At 53.7% G+C, this 17899-nt stretch carries 13 protein-coding genes; 8 read left to right on the top strand and 5 right to left on the bottom strand.

Features of this window, described 5'->3' with window-relative positions; translation table 11 throughout:
- Nucleotides 1-24 precede the first annotated feature (24 nt).
- From degS to zapG, 3 genes are all read right to left on the bottom strand, one after another.
- Nucleotides 25-1092, bottom strand: a complete 1068-nt coding sequence (gene degS, locus DD586_RS01550; RefSeq protein ID WP_012883048.1) for an outer membrane-stress sensor serine endopeptidase DegS — start codon at nt 1090-1092, stop codon at nt 25-27.
- 87 nt (nt 1093-1179) lie between these two features.
- Nucleotides 1180-2550: a serine endoprotease DegQ gene (gene degQ / locus DD586_RS01555; RefSeq protein ID WP_012883049.1), complete on the bottom strand. Its 1371-nt coding sequence runs from the start codon at nt 2548-2550 to the stop codon at nt 1180-1182.
- Nucleotides 2551-2795: 245 nt separating this feature from the next.
- Nucleotides 2796-3200 (bottom strand): Z-ring associated protein ZapG, encoded by a 405-nt coding sequence (gene zapG, locus DD586_RS01560; protein WP_012883050.1) that lies wholly within the window; start codon nt 3198-3200, stop codon nt 2796-2798.
- Between the two features lie 213 nt (nt 3201-3413).
- Between zapG and zapE the strand changes: the two genes are divergently transcribed.
- The 6 genes from zapE (at nt 3414) to DD586_RS01590 (ending at nt 7657) form a co-directional block, all read left to right on the top strand.
- Complete coding sequence (zapE, locus tag DD586_RS01565) at nt 3414-4544, top strand: cell division protein ZapE (protein ID WP_012883051.1); 1131 nt, start codon at nt 3414-3416, stop codon at nt 4542-4544.
- A 256-nt stretch (nt 4545-4800) separates the two neighbouring features.
- Nucleotides 4801-5229 (top strand): 50S ribosomal protein L13, encoded by a 429-nt coding sequence (gene rplM, locus DD586_RS01570; RefSeq protein ID WP_012883052.1) that lies wholly within the window; start codon nt 4801-4803, stop codon nt 5227-5229.
- A gap of 15 nt (nt 5230-5244) precedes the next feature.
- Nucleotides 5245-5637 carry a 30S ribosomal protein S9 gene (gene rpsI, locus DD586_RS01575; protein ID WP_012883053.1) on the top strand — a complete coding sequence of 131 codons (393 nt, stop codon included), beginning with the start codon at nt 5245-5247 and terminating at the stop codon, nt 5635-5637.
- A gap of 322 nt (nt 5638-5959) precedes the next feature.
- Complete coding sequence (sspA, locus tag DD586_RS01580) at nt 5960-6601, top strand: stringent starvation protein SspA (RefSeq protein ID WP_012883054.1); 642 nt, start codon at nt 5960-5962, stop codon at nt 6599-6601.
- A gap of 4 nt (nt 6602-6605) precedes the next feature.
- Nucleotides 6606-7112: a ClpXP protease specificity-enhancing factor gene (gene sspB / locus DD586_RS01585; RefSeq protein WP_012883055.1), complete on the top strand. Its 507-nt coding sequence runs from the start codon at nt 6606-6608 to the stop codon at nt 7110-7112.
- Nucleotides 7113-7246: 134 nt separating this feature from the next.
- Nucleotides 7247-7657: a GFA family protein gene (locus DD586_RS01590; protein ID WP_012883056.1), complete on the top strand. Its 411-nt coding sequence runs from the start codon at nt 7247-7249 to the stop codon at nt 7655-7657.
- An 82-nt stretch (nt 7658-7739) separates the two neighbouring features.
- Here the strand turns inward: DD586_RS01590 and DD586_RS01595 are convergent, their stop codons facing one another.
- Nucleotides 7740-9158 (bottom strand): glutamate synthase small subunit, encoded by a 1419-nt coding sequence (locus DD586_RS01595; RefSeq protein WP_012883057.1) that lies wholly within the window; start codon nt 9156-9158, stop codon nt 7740-7742.
- A 9-nt stretch (nt 9159-9167) separates the two neighbouring features.
- Nucleotides 9168-13628, bottom strand: coding sequence for a glutamate synthase large subunit (gene gltB, locus DD586_RS01600; protein ID WP_012883058.1), 4461 nt, complete (start codon nt 13626-13628; stop codon nt 9168-9170).
- Between the two features lie 716 nt (nt 13629-14344).
- On the opposite strand from gltB, the gene DD586_RS01605 reads away from it, so the two are divergent.
- Entirely contained in the window at nt 14345-15274 is a 930-nt protein-coding gene (locus DD586_RS01605; protein WP_041164728.1) for a TIGR01212 family radical SAM protein, read from the top strand.
- A gap of 138 nt (nt 15275-15412) precedes the next feature.
- Nucleotides 15413-17752, top strand: coding sequence for an aerobic respiration two-component sensor histidine kinase ArcB (gene arcB, locus DD586_RS01610; protein ID WP_012883060.1), 2340 nt, complete (start codon nt 15413-15415; stop codon nt 17750-17752).
- Nucleotides 17753-17899 lie beyond the last annotated feature (147 nt).

Below are 17899 nucleotides of genomic sequence, written 5' to 3' on the forward strand. Positions count from 1 at the left end.
GCATCACCCGGCGTACCCGGCGATTTAATCGCTGGGAGGATGTTCCTGAATTGTGATATTCAGTTTTATTTCCTGATTATCCCGGGAAATGATGACGGGAATGACCGAACCGGGCCGAATTTCTGCCACCTGATCCATGGTTTCTATTACGGAACGTGCGGGTTTGTTGTTCACTTCCAGCAGTAAGTCGCCTTTTTTAATCCCCGCTTTATCCGCTGGTCCACCCGCATCAACCTCATTGACGACGATACCTTGCAACCGCTCAAGGCCAGTGACTTGATTGCCCAGCCGTTCGCGTTGCGCCCCCCGGATACCGAAATAACCCCGAATCACGCGTCCATCGCGGATCAGTTTATTCATGATCTTGGTCGCCAGCGCGACAGGAATAGCAAAACCGATACCTTCTGGCGTACCGCCATCATCGCTTTTATCAAATGACAAGGTATTGATGCCAACCAGTTCGCCGAGTGTATTAACCAGCGCGCCACCCGAGTTGCCGTGGTTGATAGAAGCGTCAGTTTGCAGAAAATTCTGACGACCGGACGCGCTTAATCCTACCCGACCGGTAGCACTGATAATCCCCTGAGTCACCGTCTGACCAAGGTTGTAGGGATTGCCAATCGCCATTACGACATCGCCGACATGGAATACCCGTTTCGGGTTGATGGGGATTTCAGGCAAATTCGCGCCTTCGATTTTTAGTACGGCGAGGTCAGTCAGGCTATCTGAACCTACCAGCAGCGCTTCGAAAATGCGGCCATCCTGCAAGGTGACCACAATTTGTTCGGCATTGTTGATCACATGCTTGTTGGTCAGGATGTATCCTTTGCTGTTCATGAGAACGCCAGATCCCAGCGTGCGGATATTTAATTCGTTTTTGGCAGCAGGATCGTTGGCCTGATTGTATACGTTCACCACGGCGGGAGCCGCACGGCGCACCCCCTGGTAATAGCTGACCGGGGTTTCCTGGCTACTGTCGCTAGTGGACTGGAGCCGCCAGCCCTGACTGGAGCGTAGCGTCGGAATAGCCAATAACAGAATACCGGCGACGATGACACCGAACAGCGCCGAACGTAACAGTTTGGTTAGCATGAGCGTTTTGGGTGTAAAAGAAGGTTGAATCGCAGAATATCAGAGAAGGGTGGACACCGCATCGCGCGGTGTCCACTTTTTCATAGCTTAGCGCAACAGAAGGTAGATACTTTCATCGCCACGGACAATATTCAGTGCCAGTACCGAAGGCTTGGCTTCCAGAATTTTGCGCAATTGGGTGATGTTTTCCACTCGTTCGCGGTTCACGCCGACGATAATGTCGCCTTTTTGCAGGCCGACTTTAGCGGCGGCGCTGTCTTTGGCTACGTTATCGATAGCCACGCCTTTGCTGCCATCCTTCAACTGCCCGTTATTGAGGGTCGCACCCTGCAGTGCCGGGGTGAGTGTATCGGCATTGGTTGTCACGTTGGCGCTATTATCCAGTACCACTGAGACTTCCTGCTGTTTACCGTCACGCAGCAGGCCGATGCGCACGGTTTTGCCCGGTGCGGTCGTACCAATTTTAGCGCGCAGTTCAGCGAAGCTGCTGATAGGCTTGCCATCCAGTGAAACCAGTACGTCACCGGCTTTAATACCGGCTTTGGCGGCGGCGGATTTAGGAATCACTTCGCTCACGAAAGCGCCACGCTGGGCGTCCACCTTGAAGGCTTTGGCTATCTCGGAGGTCATTTCGCTGCCTTTGATTCCCAGCAGGCCGCGTTTTACCTCGCCAAATTCCACCAATTGCTGAGCCAGGTTTTGCGCCATGTTACTGGGGATCGCAAAACCAATACCCACGTTACCGCCGCTCGGTGCCAGAATCGCGGTGTTGATGCCGATAAGTTCGCCACGCAGGTTGACCAGCGCCCCGCCGGAGTTACCACGGTTGATGGAGGCATCGGTCTGGATGAAGTTTTCCAGCCCTTCCAGATTCAGGCCACTACGGCCCAAGGCGGAAATAATACCGGATGTCGCCGTTTGACCAAGCCCGAATGGGTTGCCGACAGCAACAGCAAAGTCGCCGACCCGCAACTGATCGGAGTCCGCCATTTTGATTTCGGTAAGGTTCTTGGCATCATTTAACTGCAACAACGCGATATCGGTTTGTTCATCGCGGCCGATCAGCTTGGCGTCATATTCACGGCCGTCATTCAACTGCACTTGAATTTTATCCGCATTGTTGACGACGTGATTGTTGGTTAGCACATAGCCTTTTTCGGCATTGATGATGACGCCAGAGCCTAACCCTTCGAACGGACGTGAATTCTGTTTTTCTGACGGGGTGTTCGGGCCAAAGAAGAATTTGAACTCTTCCGGAATGCGCTGGCGCTGTACCTGTGTGCCTTCCACATGCACGCTGACGACCGCAGGCAGCACTTTTTCCAGCATGGGTGCCAGACTGGGCAGCGCCTGACCTTCTACAACGGCAGGCAGCGCGGCGTTGGCTGGGGGCACTGAAGACAACGACAGTCCAATACCGAGTGCCAGTGCGCTATATAACAACGATGTTTTTTTCATTGATTGTTAACTCTCTCACGACCTGCTGATGAATAAAACGATGATATATAAACTCAAACTTGCGGTGAATACTCAGACCCGGAGCTGTGTGTAAAGTTCGCTGATATTTCGTCAGCGAAATGTAACGACTGACCGTGTCATGGATAAAGTGGATAGGGTCAGCATGACCGACAAGAAACGCCCTGACGACAAATTGAGTACCGTCAGGGCGGATAACCGCGGCAACGTTGGCTAAAAATAGCCGCTTATTTGCCTGTCGGGTGAGTGCCACGCAGCAGGCCGGAGGCACTGCCGGAATAGTCGCGTGGCGGCATATCCACCGGTGCCTGGTCATTGTCTGACTCGGCTTCGGTCAGGCGATAACGAAACGGGTTATCTTGCATCGGAACATCCGGCAGCAGGTTGTTGGAGCTTTTCACCATATGCTGATAAAGCTGACGATAATCACGCGCCATATTGTCGAGCAGCTCTGCACTGTGGGCAAAATGGCTGACTAATTCCTGACGGTATTCTTCCAGTTCTGTTTTGTTTTTCTCCAGTTCGTTTTGCAGTACCTGCTGCTGGCGCAGTTTACGGTTACCGAACCGCATCGCGACAGCGCCAATGATGACACCGATAACAAATCCAATCAGCGCAGACTCCCAGGTCATAAAACGACTCCTATTTTTGACTTCGTTGTCCCGTAGGGTTTTTTCACTTAATAATAGTCACTATAACCGCTAACCTCGCTGGAGTGGAGCCCTTGTATATCTGGTCTGATCGGGTAGGTGGGTACTGCGAAGCGGTAACGCTCACGATCACGGGCTGAACCGGCGTTAACGCACGATAAAATACAACGAAATTTTTCTCAGGGATTTTGTGCTATGCAGAGAACAACCCCTTTGGCACTTTATCAGCAGGCTTTGATGGCACAGACCTATCAGCCGGATGAGGTGCAGCATCAGACGGTTGTCCGTTTGAACGCTATCCATCAGACGCTGACGGATCAGGTATGGATACAACCCGAAAATCGTACGCCGGGACTGATATCGAAATGGCGCAGTTGGCTGGGTCAGAAAGAAAAAACGCCGACGCCGGTACAAGGGCTGTACATGTGGGGCGGTGTCGGGCGGGGTAAAACCTGGTTGATGGACCTGTTTTTCCACAGCCTGCCTTCGGAGCGGAAACTTCGGCTGCATTTCCACCGTTTTATGCTGCGGGTGCATGAAGAACTGAACCAGTTGCAAGGGCAAGAAAATCCGTTGGAAAAGGTGGCGGACGGCTTTAAGGCGCAGACTGACATTCTGTGTTTCGATGAGTTTTTCGTTTCGGATATTACCGACGCCATGTTGCTGGCGGAACTGTTGCGGGCGTTATTCTCGCGAGGGATTGCGTTGGTAGCGACGTCTAACATTCCGCCAGACGAGTTGTATCGCAACGGGTTGCAGCGTGCGCGCTTCCTGCCCGCTATTGAGCTTATCAAGCGTTATTGTGATGTGCTCAATGTGGATGCGGGTATTGATTACCGGCTGCGTACGTTGACCCAGGCCCATCTGTACCTGACTCCACTCAATGCCGAAACTGAGGCTGACATGCAGGCGATGTTTCGCCGTCTGTCTGGGCGCGATATCACCCAGCCTGGCCCTGTACTGGAGGTGAATCATCGTCCGTTGGCAACACTGAGTGCGGGGGATGGCGTGCTGGCGGTGGATTTTGCCACCTTGTGTCTTGAGGCGCGCAGTCAGAACGATTACATCGCCTTATCGCGGTTGTACCACACGGTGTTATTGCACCATGTGCCGGTGATGGCGGTAAAAGATGAGAACGCGGCGCGTCGTTTTCTGGCGTTGGTGGATGAATTCTATGAACGTCGGGTGAAGCTGATTATCTCTGCCCAGGCACCGATGTTTGACATTTATCAGGGTGAGCACCTGAAGTTCGAATATCAGCGCTGTTTGTCGCGTTTACAGGAAATGCAAAGCGAGGAGTACCTGCGCCAGCCGCATTTGCCGTAGCTGCGATTGACGGTGGCAAACAGCTGTATGCTGTGCAGGAAATTATGAGAGAAAAAAGTCGACCTTTGGGATCGACTTCTCTATAATCTTGCGACCCCACGTTACAACAAAGTTTTTTCCCGAAACTTTAATCGCGCTGGCAATAGCTATTCGAAGGGGTAGGTTTGCTGGACTAGATAGCCGTGTGAACCTCAACACTATTTATTTAAGCGTTTGGGTGTTCACCAACGTGTAACTTAAATTGGGTAAGCTTTTAATGAAAACTTTTACAGCTAAACCAGAGACCGTAAAACGCGACTGGTACGTTGTTGACGCGAGCGGCAAAACTCTTGGCCGTCTTGCTACTGAACTGGCTCGTCGTCTGCGCGGCAAGCACAAAGCGGAATACACTCCGCACGTTGATACCGGTGACTACATCATCGTTCTGAACGCAGAAAAAGTTGCTGTAACCGGCAACAAACGTTCTGACAAGATGTACTACCATCACACCGGTCACATCGGTGGTATCAAAGAAGCGACCTTTGAAGAGATGATTGCCCGCCGTCCTGAGCGCGTAATTGAAATCGCGGTTAAAGGCATGCTGCCGAAGGGCCCGCTGGGTCGTGCTATGTACCGTAAACTGAAAGTTTACGCGGGTAACGAGCACAATCACGCGGCACAGCAACCGCAAGTTCTGGACATTTAATCGGGATTATAGGCAATGGCTGAAAATCAATACTACGGCACTGGTCGCCGCAAAAGCTCCGCCGCTCGTGTATTTATCAAACCGGGCAGTGGCAACATCGTTATCAACCAGCGTACACTGGAACAGTACTTTGGCCGCGAAACCGCGCGCATGGTCGTTCGCCAGCCGCTGGAACTGGTCGATATGGTTGGTAAACTGGATCTGTACATCACCGTTAAAGGTGGTGGTATTTCCGGTCAGGCCGGTGCTATCCGTCATGGTATCACCCGCGCTCTGATGGAATACGACGAATCCCTGCGTTCTGAACTGCGTAAAGCTGGCTTCGTTACTCGTGACGCTCGTCAGGTTGAACGTAAGAAAGTGGGTCTGCGCAAAGCACGTCGTCGTCCGCAGTACTCCAAACGTTAATTTCTGTCTGCCTGGCAGCGAAATCAACGCAGAAAAACCCGGTGCCTGTCACCGGGTTTTTTTTCTTCCTGAACTCGCCTGTGGAAAAAATCTGCTGTGATTACCGTGGGTTAGTCATGAAAACACGCTTATCCCCCCACAAAACAAACAGAATCTGATACACTATTGGCCGGTTTTGTGCCTGTTCGCCAGCAAGTGATTTTAACAGAACGACGGATGTCGTCCGCTTTCTCCCCCCTGGGGAAGCCTAAACGCGGCAAGGCCAGCAGGATCATATTCGATCGGTTGTTCGCCGTATTTTTTCGATAACTTGGAGGTTTTCATGGCTGTCGCTGCCAACAAACGTTCGGTGATGACGCTGTTTTCTGGTCTGTCCGACATTTTTAGCCATCAGGTCCGCATTGTACTGGCCGAGAAAGGGGTAAGTGTCGAGATTGAACAGGTGGACATGGATAATCTGCCGCAGGATCTTATCGACCTTAATCCCTACGGCTCGGTGCCGACACTGGTTGACCGTGAACTGACGTTGTATGAATCACGTATCATCATGGAATACCTGGATGAGCGTTTCCCACACCCGCCGCTGATGCCGGTTTATCCGGTGGCGCGTGGTAACAGCCGTCTGATGATGCACCGCATTGAGCAGGATTGGTATTCGCTGATGAAAACCATCCAGACTGGCAATGCTCAGGATGCGGAAGCGGCACGCAAGCAACTGCGTGAAGAACTGCTGGCTATCGCCCCGGTTTTCAACGAAGCACCTTATTTCATGAGTGAAGAGTTCAGCCTGGTGGATTGCTATCTGGCGCCGTTGTTGTGGCGTCTGCCGCTGCTGGGTATTGAGTTGAGTGGTTCTGGTGCCAAAGAACTGAAGGGGTATATGACCCGTGTGTTCGAACGTGATGCCTTCCTCGCTTCGTTGACTGAAGTTGAGCGCGAAATTCGGTTGCAGTCCAGAGGGTAATGGCATGACGTTGTCTCAGCTCTCTCCACGCCGTCCCTATTTATTACGGGCTTTTTATGACTGGTTGCTGGACAACCAATTAACGCCGCATCTGGTTGTGGATGTGACTGTTCCTGGAGTGCAGGTGCCGATGGAGTTTGCCCGTGATGGGCAGATTGTCCTGAATATTGCGCCGCGTGCGGTAGGCAATCTCGAACTGGCTGATGACAGCGTGCGCTTTAATGCGCGTTTTGGCGGTGTTCCCCGCCAGGTATTTGTCCCGATGGCGTCGGTGATGGCTATCTATGCGCGTGAAAATGGCGCGGGTACCATGTTTGAACCCGAGCCCGCTTACGAGATTGTCGAAGAGTTTGGCGTGCAGCCCCATTCTGAAGAAGAGTCCAGACCAACACTGATGTCGGTGGTGGACAATGAACCTTCTTCTCCTGCCGCTGAGAGCGAGCCGCAGCCAGATGACGAGCCGCCCTCGCCACCAAGAGGTGGTCGGCCTTCCCTGCGGGTGGTCAAATAATCGCACTGATAAAAAAGGCACGTCACCGTGCCTTTTTTATTGCCTGAATGAAAGGTCCATAAAGCCATAAGGTCTTTGCTGTCTGTAACGGGTTTATCCATTGTCAGTCTCGTGTTTAACCGAAGGAGAATGTGATGAAAACCAGTCAAGGCCGCTGTTTATGCGGTGCAGTAACGATAACGGTCCCTGAGTCATGCACGCATGATGTGTATGTCTGCCATTGCGGTATGTGTCGGACATGGGGAGGTGGGCCGTTGATGGCGATTGAAACTCAGCAAGGGGTGGCCCTTGAGGGGGAAGAACATATCGGACGGTATCGTTCTTCCGACTGGGCGGAACGTGCGTTCTGCCGCACCTGCGGAACCCACCTGTTTTATCGGCTGCTGAAACCGGAGATCTATTCAATTTCCGCCGGGCTATTCCCCAATGTCCCACAAAAACTGGCTTCGCAGGTCTACATTGATAACAAGCCTGATTATTACGATTTCGTACAGCAAACCCCAACCATGACCGAACAGGACATCATTGATTTATATAAAAAGTAATACGGATTCCTGATGAGGGAAAACAACCTGCATTGGAAAGTATAAAGGCGGCCGTAGCCGCCTTTTATGTGTCAGAAAGTCATTACACTTCCAGATAGTTCATGATGCCGTCAGCCGCTTTACGGCCTTCGGCTATCGCGGTCACCACCAGATCTGAACCCCGTACCGCATCGCCACCGGCGAAGATTTTCGGGTTTGACGTCTGGAAAGCACTGTTGCTCTGTTCCGGGGCGATGATACGACCCTGAGCATCTAGCTCCACGCCATGATCCGCCAGCCACGCCATTTTATGCGGACGGAAACCAAACGCCATGATAACCGCATCGGCTTCCAGCACATGCTCGGAACCCTCAACCGGTTCAGGACGACGACGGCCGTTAGCATCCGGTGCACCCAGCTCGGTACGGATCATGCGTACACCGCACACTTTACCGGCACCGTTGATTTCAATACTGAGCGGCTGGAGGTTGAAGCGGAACTCTACGCCTTCTTCGCGCGCATTTTTCACTTCGCGCTTGGAGCCCGGCATGTTTTCTTCATCACGACGGTAGGCACAAGTGACATGCGTTGCTCCCTGGCGAATCGAGGTCCGCACGCAGTCCATCGCCGTATCGCCGCCACCCAGGACGACGACACGTTTGCCCTGCATCGAGATATACGGTTCCTGCTCGCTGGTTTCGAAGCCCATCAGGTTCTTGGTATTGGCAATCAGGAACGGCAGAGCATCGTATACGCCCGGCGCGCCTTCGTTTTCCAGTCCGCCGCTCATTGACTGATAGGTTCCGACACCCAGGAACACGGCGTCATATTCTGCCAGCAAGTCGCTCAACTGAACGTCTTTGCCGACTTCCGTATTCAGGTGAAAGTCGATGCCCATCTCCGTGAAGATTTCGCGGCGCTTGGTCATCACCTCTTTTTCCAGCTTGAATGCCGGGATACCGAAGGTCAGCAGGCCGCCGATTTCCGGGTGGCGGTCATAGACCACCGCTTTCACGCCGTTACGGATCAGAACGTCGGCACAAGCCAGCCCGGCAGGACCGGCACCGATAATCGCCACACGCTTGCCGGTTGGCTCGACTGACGAGACATCCGGACGCCAGCCCATTTCGATGGCTTTATCGTTGATGTAGCGCTCGATGTTACCGATAGTGACGGCGCCGAATTCGTCATTCAGTGTGCAAGAGCCTTCACACAGGCGATCCTGTGGGCAGACGCGGCCGCATACTTCCGGCAGGCTGTTCGTCTGGTGAGACAGCTCAGCGGCTTCGATAATCCGTCCCTCATTAGCCAGCTTCAGCCAGTTAGGGATGTAGTTATGAACCGGGCATTTCCATTCGCAATAGGGGTTGCCGCAAGCCAGGCAGCGATCTGCCTGGGCTTTGGACTGACTTTCCGAGAATGGCTCGTAAATTTCAACAAACTCGATTTTACGAATCTTCAGCGGTTTCTTGGGCGGATCAACGCGCTGTAAGTCGATAAACTGATAAACATTCTGACTCATGATGACCTCTTACTGCGCCTGTACCCGCAGCTCGGCTGCGGAACGACTACGATGACCCAACAACGCTTTCACATCACTTGACTTCGGTTTGACCAACGAAAATTTCGAAGCCCAGGTCGGCCAGTTGGCAAGAATTTCCTCACCACGCTGCGAACCTGTGTGCTGGACGTGCTCGGTAATCAGCCCACGCAGGTGTTCTTCGTGAATCGCCAGGTTTTCCACATCCAGCACTTCAACCAGCTCAGGGTTAACGCGCTTACGGAATTCGCCGTCTTCGTCGAGGACGTAGGCGAAGCCGCCGGTCATGCCTGCGCCAAAGTTGACGCCGGTACGACCGAGGATGCAGACGATACCACCGGTCATGTATTCGCAGCCGTTATCACCGATACCTTCCACCACGGTGATGGCACCGGAGTTACGCACGGCGAAGCGCTCGCCAGCACGGCCGGCAGCGAACAGTTTGCCGCCGGTTGCGCCGTACAGACAGGTGTTACCGATGATGCTGGCTTCGTGACTGCGGAAGGCGGAACCCACTGGCGGACGCACGGAGATAACGCCGCCTGCCATACCTTTACCCACATAGTCGTTAGCATCGCCGGTCAGGGCCAACTCAACACCGCCTGCGTTCCAGACGCCGAAGCTCTGGCCTGCGGTACCGGTGAAATGGACTTTGATCGGGTCGCTCGCCAGACCTTGATCACCATGTTTTTCCGCGATCATGCCGGACAAGGTGGCCCCGACGGAGCGGTCAGTATTGCGGATGTCGAAGTAGAGCGCTTTGCTTTGTCTGGCATCGACATGCGCCTGAGCCTGAGCGATCAGCTCTTTGTTCAACAGCCCCTTGTCAAACGACGGGTTGCCTTCAGTGCAATACAGCGCTTTGCCGGGTTGCGGTGCAACGGTGTGCAGCAACGGCGACAGATCCAGTTTGTTCTGCTTGGCGGTGATGCCATCCAGCTCGACCAGCAAATCGGTACGGCCGATCAGATCTACCAGACGGCTCACGCCCAGCTCCGCCATCAGCTCGCGGGTTTCGCGGGCGATGAAAGTGAAGTAGTTAACGACACGTTCCGGCAGGCCGTGATAGTGGTCGCGGCGCAGTTTGTCATCCTGAGTCGCCACGCCGGTCGCGCAGTTGTTCAGGTGACAGATACGCAGGTATTTACAACCCAGCGCCACCATCGGGCCAGTACCGAAGCCGAAGCTCTCAGCACCCAGAATCGCTGCTTTCACGATATCCAGACCGGTTTTCAGACCACCGTCCACCTGCAGGCGAATCTTATGACGCAGGCCGTTGGCCACCAGCGCCTGCTGGGTTTCTACCAGACCCAGCTCCCACGGACAACCGGCGTATTTCACCGACGTCAGCGGGCTGGCGCCGGTACCACCGTCATAGCCAGCGATGGTGATAAGGTCAGCATAGGCTTTAGCCACGCCGGTCGCGATGGTACCGACGCCCGGTTCTGATACCAGCTTGACTGAAATCATCGCCTTCGGGTTGACCTGTTTCAGGTCGAAAATCAACTGCGCCAGATCTTCGATAGAATAAATATCATGGTGTGGCGGTGGCGAAATCAGGGTTACACCCGGCACGGAATAACGCAGACGTGCGATATACGGGGTAACTTTATCGCCCGGTAACTGACCGCCTTCACCCGGTTTAGCGCCTTGTGCCACTTTGATCTGAATGACGTCGGCATTGACCAGATAGGCTGGTGTCACACCAAAGCGACCGGAAGCCACCTGCTTGATACGGGACACTTTATTGGTACCGTAGCGCGCCGGGTCTTCGCCGCCTTCACCGGAGTTGGAAAAGCCGCCGAGACTGTTCATGGCTTCTGCCAGCGATTCATGCGCTTCGGGGCTCAGGGCGCCGATAGACATGGCGGCGGTGTCAAAGCGTTTGAACAGCTCTGAGTCCGGCTCAACCTGTTCCAGCGGAATAGCCGCGCCTGCCTGAGGTTGCACCGCCAGCAGGTCACGCAGCATCGATGCCGGACGCTCGTTAACCAGTTTGGCGTACTGCTGGTAATCCTGATAGTTGCCGCTGTGAACCGCAGTTTGCAGTGTTTTCACCACATCAGGGTTGTAGGCGTGGTATTCACCGCCATAGACGAACTTGAGCAGACCACCCTGATCGAGTTTCTGACGCTTGAGCCAGGCGCGTTTGGACAGGTTTTGCAGATCCTGCTCAAAATCGCTGAAACTGGCGCCGCCAATACGGCTCACTACGCCCTGGAAGCAACGGGACGACACATCCTGATGCAGACCCACCGCTTCGAACAGCTTCGAACAGCGGTAAGAGGCGATCGTGGAGATCCCCATCTTGGACATGATCTTGTACAGACCTTTGTTGATGCCGTTACGGTAGTTCTGCATCACGGTACGGTACGGTTTGTCGATGGTGTGGTTATCAACCAGACCTGCCAGCGTTTCATAGGCCAGATACGGGTAAATTGCCGTCGCACCGAAGCCGAGCAATACGGCAAAGTGGTGCGGATCGCGGGCGCTGCCGGTTTCAACGATGATGTTGGCATCGCAGCGCAGGCTTTTTTCCACCAGGCGAGCCTGAATCGCGCCCACTGCCATCGGTGCAGGCACCGGCAGACGGTCTTGTGCGATACCGCGGTCGGTCAGCACCAGCAATACCGCACCGGCACGGACTTTGTATTCCGCTTCATCACACAGTTTTTCCACGGTCTCCTGCAACGAACGCTGCTTGGGATCGAAAGTGATATCGAGCTTCTCGGCGCGATAGTGCTCGGGATCCTGATTGATCAATTGAATGAAATCGGAGTAGAGCAGGATCGGTGATTTGAAGCTCAGGCGGTGCGCCTGTCCTTCCGCTTCGCAGAATACGTTCATTTCGCGACCAATACAGGTGGCGAGCGACATCACGTGCGATTCGCGCAGCGGGTCGATCGGCGGGTTGGTCACCTGCGCAAACTGCTGGCGGAAATAATCGTAAATGATGCGCGGGCGGCTCGACAGCACGGCGAACGGGGTGTCATCCCCCATTGAGCCGGTTGCTTCCTGGCCGTTTTCGCCCAGTACGCGAATTATCTGGTCCAGCTCTTCAAAGCTGTAACCAAACTGCTTCTGGTAGGTTTCCAGCAGCGCATTGTCCAGTTCCCGGCTACCGACCTGATCGTCTGGCAGTTCTTCGAACGGCACCAGACGCTTAACGTTTTTCTCCATCCACTCTTTGTAGGGATGGCGGCTTTTCAGGTCGTCGTCGGTTTCGGTTGAATGCAGAATACGGCCGGTACGGGTATCGATGACCATCAGTTCACCCGGGCCGACGCGGCCTTTTTCCACCACCTCGTCAGGCTGGTAATCCCAGATACCCACTTCGGAAGCACAGGTGATCAGCTTATCTTTGGTGATGACATAGCGCGCCGGGCGCAGGCCGTTACGGTCAAGGTTACAGGCTGCGTAACGTCCATCAGACAGCACCAGACCCGCCGGGCCGTCCCACGGCTCCATATGCATGGAGTTAAAGTCGAAGAAAGCACGCAGCTCCGGATCCATGTTCGGGTTGTTCTGCCAGGCGGGTGGCACCAGCAGACGCATCGCACGTACGATGTCCATCCCACCGGCGAGGAACAGTTCCAACATGTTATCCAGCGACATGGAGTCTGAACCGCTTTCGTCAACGAACGGTGCGGCATCCAACAGGTCAGGGATCAGCGGGGTTTTAAATTTGTAGGCACGAGCGCGAGCCCACTGGCGGTTACCGGTGATGGTGTTGATTTCACCGTTGTGCGCCAGATAGCGGAATGGCTGAGCCAGACGCCAGCGTGGCACCGTGTTGGTGGAGAAGCGCTGATGGAACAGACAGATCGCTGATTCCATACGCAAGTCTGCCAGATCGAGATAAAACCGTGGCAAGTCTGTGGGCATGCACAGACCTTTATAGATGTTCACCAGGTTGGACAGGCTGCAAACGTAAAAGTCTTTATCCTGAACACGTTTCTCTATGCGACGACGCGCCATAAACAGGCGGCGCTCCATATCTCGTGGACGCCAGCCGGCCGGGGCGTTAACAAAAATCTGTTCGATGCACGGCAGGGAAGACAGGGCGATTTCACCCAGCACGTCCGGATTGGTCGGGACTTCGCGCCAGCCCAGTACGGATAAGGTCTCGTTCTGCAGTTCTTCTTCTACAATCCGACGTGTGGCACGGGCTTTCTCTTCATCCCGGCTGAGGAACAACATACCGACCGCGTAATTGTTAGCTAACCGCCAGCCGTGCTCTTCGGCAACCAGACGGAAGAAACGATCGGGTTTCTGGAGTAATAAACCGCATCCGTCGCCGGTCTTGCCATCGGCAAGAATCGCACCACGGTGCTGCATGCGTGCCAGGGCGTGAATCGCCGTGCGCACGACTTTATGGCTCGGTTCACCTTCTATATGGGCGATCAATCCGAAACCACAGTTGTCTCTTTCATGGGATGCATCGTACAACATATCTCAGTGAACCTCCCCAGGCTCTGTATGACGTCCTCAATCGACAACCTCACTGCCAGAATCGGCTGCGTAAATTACGCGTTAACCGCAGGCTAACCGCGAGCGACCCCTTCACTGCGCCAATAAGGCATCAGTGGTGTGCGCCGCTCTCTTTTATCTGGCCTCTCGTAAGGTATCACAAGTGATGTGACTTGCTTGATGAGGGAGTCTTCTTCTTACTGCATAAATATGACGAGACGTTCACTCGTCAGGAAATCTTCCAGCGGATTCCCAAATTAGCGAGAAACCCTGTTCAGGTCAAATACCCATGGCGAGCAGGCACTTTAGGGATAATGTTTGCTTATGTTTATGAAATAAAAGGATTTAACTAATAAAAAGAAGATGTTGGCAGGAGCAGGGGATAGGTTGAACTGTGAGCTGTATCACTATGCTAGTAGCGGGTTTTTATGGCTGCATGCTGAGATAATCTGACTTTGTGGCATCTTATTCTGTTTCACGCGTTTTTTTTACTTTATGACACTGTTTTTCATTTTACGGTCATCTTTTAATGGAATGAACCTCGCGGATAAGAAAAATTAATCAGGAATAATGTGATTTTATTTTCATTAAAAACGAATAAACATGCAGCTGCATAAACTGGGGCGTATTGATCGGGGTCATCGCCGTTAACGGGCGAGAAAGGTAGGCTGATTTTTTGTGAAATGAAGAATCAGAATATGCAATTGCAAAAATTAATCAATATGTTTGGTGGGGATCTTCAGCGTCGTTATGGAGAAAAAATCCATAAACTGACGTTGCACGGGGGATTTAGCTGCCCAAACCGCGACGGTACGCTGGGGCGGGGAGGTTGTACTTTCTGCAATGTGGCGTCATTTGCGGATGAACAGATGCAACAGCGCAGTATCGCTGAACAATTAGCGGCACAGGCTGGCAAGGTCAACCGTGCAAGCCGCTATCTGGCCTATTTTCAGGCGTATACCAGCACTTACGCCGAAGTGCAGGTACTGGCGTCCATGTACCGGCAGGCGCTGGCGCAGGCTGACATTGTGGGGTTATGCGTCGGCACACGACCGGATTGTGTACCGGACACAGTGCTGGACTTGCTGGCTGACTACCATGAGCAAGGGTATGAAGTCTGGCTGGAGCTGGGATTGCAAAGCGCCCATGATCGGACACTACGGCGTATCAATCGCGGGCATGATTTCGCCTGCTACCAACAGACGGTGCAGCGAGCTCGTGCCAGAGGGCTGAAAGTATGCAGCCACCTGATTGTCGGCTTGCCCGGTGAGCGCGATGAACATTGTCTGTCGACGTTGCAGCGCGTTGTTGAAGCCGGTGTCGAGGGGATTAAATTGCATCCGCTGCATATTGTGACCGGCAGCGTGATGGCGAAAGCCTGGCAAGCGGGCCGACTGGCGGCACTGTCGTTGGAGCACTATGTGTCGATTGCCAGTGAGATGATTCGTCACACCCCGCCCGATATTGTTTACCACCGTATTTCTGCCAGTGCCCGACGTCCGACGCTGCTGGCGCCACTGTGGTGTGAAAACCGTTGGACAGGCATGGTCGGCATTCACGATTACCTGCAACAGCATGGGACGCAAGGTTCCGCGTTGGGGCAGCCGTTTCATTATTCGACACTCTAAATTCGATACACGTATTACCAATATTCTCATTACCCGACACTCTCATCTTCGTGGCGGCTCGCAAATCGACCGCTCATTTACCACGCACATGATTTTTTTACGGTATGATTTGCGTGTTGACGACTAAGGAACACTGTTATGAGGCAAATCAGGCTGTTGGCGCAGTATTACGTTGATTTAATGGTCAAATTGGGGTTAGTCCGGTTTTCCCTGCTACTGGCCTCGGCGCTGGTTTTGCTGGCGCTGGTGGTACAAATGGCGGTGACGCTGTTGCTCACCGGCAAGGTGGAAAATATCGACGTAGTGCGTTCTATTTTCTTTGGTTTATTGATCACGCCCTGGGCGGTTTATTTTTTGTCGGTGGTGGTCGAGCAGCTTGAAGAGTCTCGCCAGCGCCTGTCCCGGCTGGTGGCCAAACTGGAAGAAATGCGCCAGCGCGATCAGGAACTGAACGAACAGCTACAGGGTAACATCAGCCAGCTCAATCAGGAGATTAGCGATCGTATCAAGGCGGAAGAAGCCCGATTGCTGATGGTTTCCAAGTTGCGCGAAGAAATGGCGCGTCGTGAGCAGGCACAGGTTGAACTGGAACAGCAATCGGCGTTGCTGCGCTCCTTTCTTGATGCCTCGCCGGACCTGGTCTACTACCGCAATGAAAATAAAGAGTTTTCCGGCTGTAACCGGGCGATGGAACTGCTGCTCGGCAAAAGCCAGAAGCAGCTGATTGGCCTGACGCCGAAAGATGTTTACCCCCCCGATATTGCTGAAAAAGTCATGGAAACGGATGAGAAGGTGTTTCGTCACAACGTTTCATTGACCTATGAACAGTGGCTGGTTTATCCGGATGGGCGCAAAGCCTGTTTTGAACTGCGCAAGGTGCCGTTTTACGACCGAATGGGAAAACGGCATGGGCTCATGGGGTTTGGTCGCGATATTACCGAGCGTAAGCGCTACCAGGACGCGTTGGAGAACGCCAGCAGGGAAAAGACCACCTTCATCTCTACAATCAGCCACGAGCTTCGTACGCCGCTTAACGGCATTGTCGGTCTGAGTCGTATCCTGCTTGATACCCATTTAGATGCTGAGCAGCAGAAATACCTGAAAACCATCCACGTCAGCGCCATTACGCTTGGCAATATCTTCAACGACATCATCGAAATGGATAAGCAGGAGCGACGTAAGGTCCAACTGGATAATCAGCCGGTGGATTTTGTCGGTTTCGTGGTGGATCTGGAAAACCTCGGTGGATTGCTGGCCCAGCCGAAAGGTCTGCAACTTGAGATGGAACTCCACCAGCCGTTGCCGAAGACCATCATTACTGACGGCACCCGGCTACGTCAGATCCTGTGGAATCTGCTTAGCAACGCGGTGAAATTCACGCGAGAAGGTCGTGTGGTGGTCCGGGTCTGGCACGAACAAGGCAATCGCCTGCGCTTTGAGGTGGAGGATTCCGGTATGGGGATCCCGGCCGACGAGCTCGAGAAAATCTTCTCCATGTACTACCAGGTCAAAGACCAACATGGCGGCAAACCGGCTACCGGTACCGGTATCGGGCTGGCGGTTTCTAAGCGCCTGGCGCAGAGCATGGGCGGCGATATCCACGTCACCAGTGAGTTGGGTAAAGGTTCCTGCTTTACGCTGACGGTAACCGCGCCAGTGGGCGAGAGTGATGAACCCGGTGACGATGAGCAGAATGAACTGCCGCTGCCCGCGTTGCATGTGTTGTTGGTGGAAGATATCGAGCTGAACGTTGTCGTGGCGCGTTCGGTATTGGAAAAATTGGGTAGCAGCGTCGATGTGGCGATGACCGGACAGGCCGCGCTCGACATGTTTGATCCCGATGAGTTTGATTTGGTGCTGCTGGATATCCAGTTGCCGGACATGACCGGGCTTGATGTGGCACGTCGTCTGCGTGAGCGCTATGCCGGGCAGTCGATGCCGCCGCTGGTCGCGCTGACGGCGAACGTACTCAAGGATAAAAAAGAGTATCTGGATGCTGGCATGGACGACGTACTGAGCAAGCCGCTGGCGGTGCCGGCGCTGACAGCCGTTATTCAGCAATACTGGGATCATCATGCGCAACCGGAACAGGAAGCCGCGGCGGTGGATACCGGGTCGTTGCATGATCGTATTCTGGATGCGCCGATGCTGGAGCAGTACCTGACGCTGGTGGGACCGAAACTGATTCACCAGAGCCTGGCCATGTTTGAACAGATGATGCCCGGTTATCTGGCGATTCTGGACTCCAACATGACTGCCCGTGACCAGAAAGGCATCGCCGAAGAAGGGCATAAAATCAAAGGGGCGGCTGGTTCGGTAGGGCTTAAACATCTGCAACAGGTTGCGCAACAGATTCAGACCACGACATTACCGGCATGGTGGGACAACGTACAGGAGTGGGTTGACGAGTTGAAACACGACTGGCAGCAGGATGTGCAGGTATTGAAAGACTGGGTTTCGGAGGCTGAAAAAAAATGACCCCGACCGAAGCCGGGGTGCGCGAATTATGAGCCAACACCAGGGAAAGTGGTACACCTGCGTTCGCTCTCAGATGTCATTGGTACGCAAGCGTTTTTGAAATCCCATCATCTGGCAACACACACCATAGCAAATATGGCGCTGTTT

Origin of the sequence: Dickeya parazeae Ech586 (genome assembly GCF_000025065.1) — a bacterium.
Lineage (GTDB): Bacteria > Pseudomonadota > Gammaproteobacteria > Enterobacterales > Enterobacteriaceae > Dickeya > Dickeya zeae.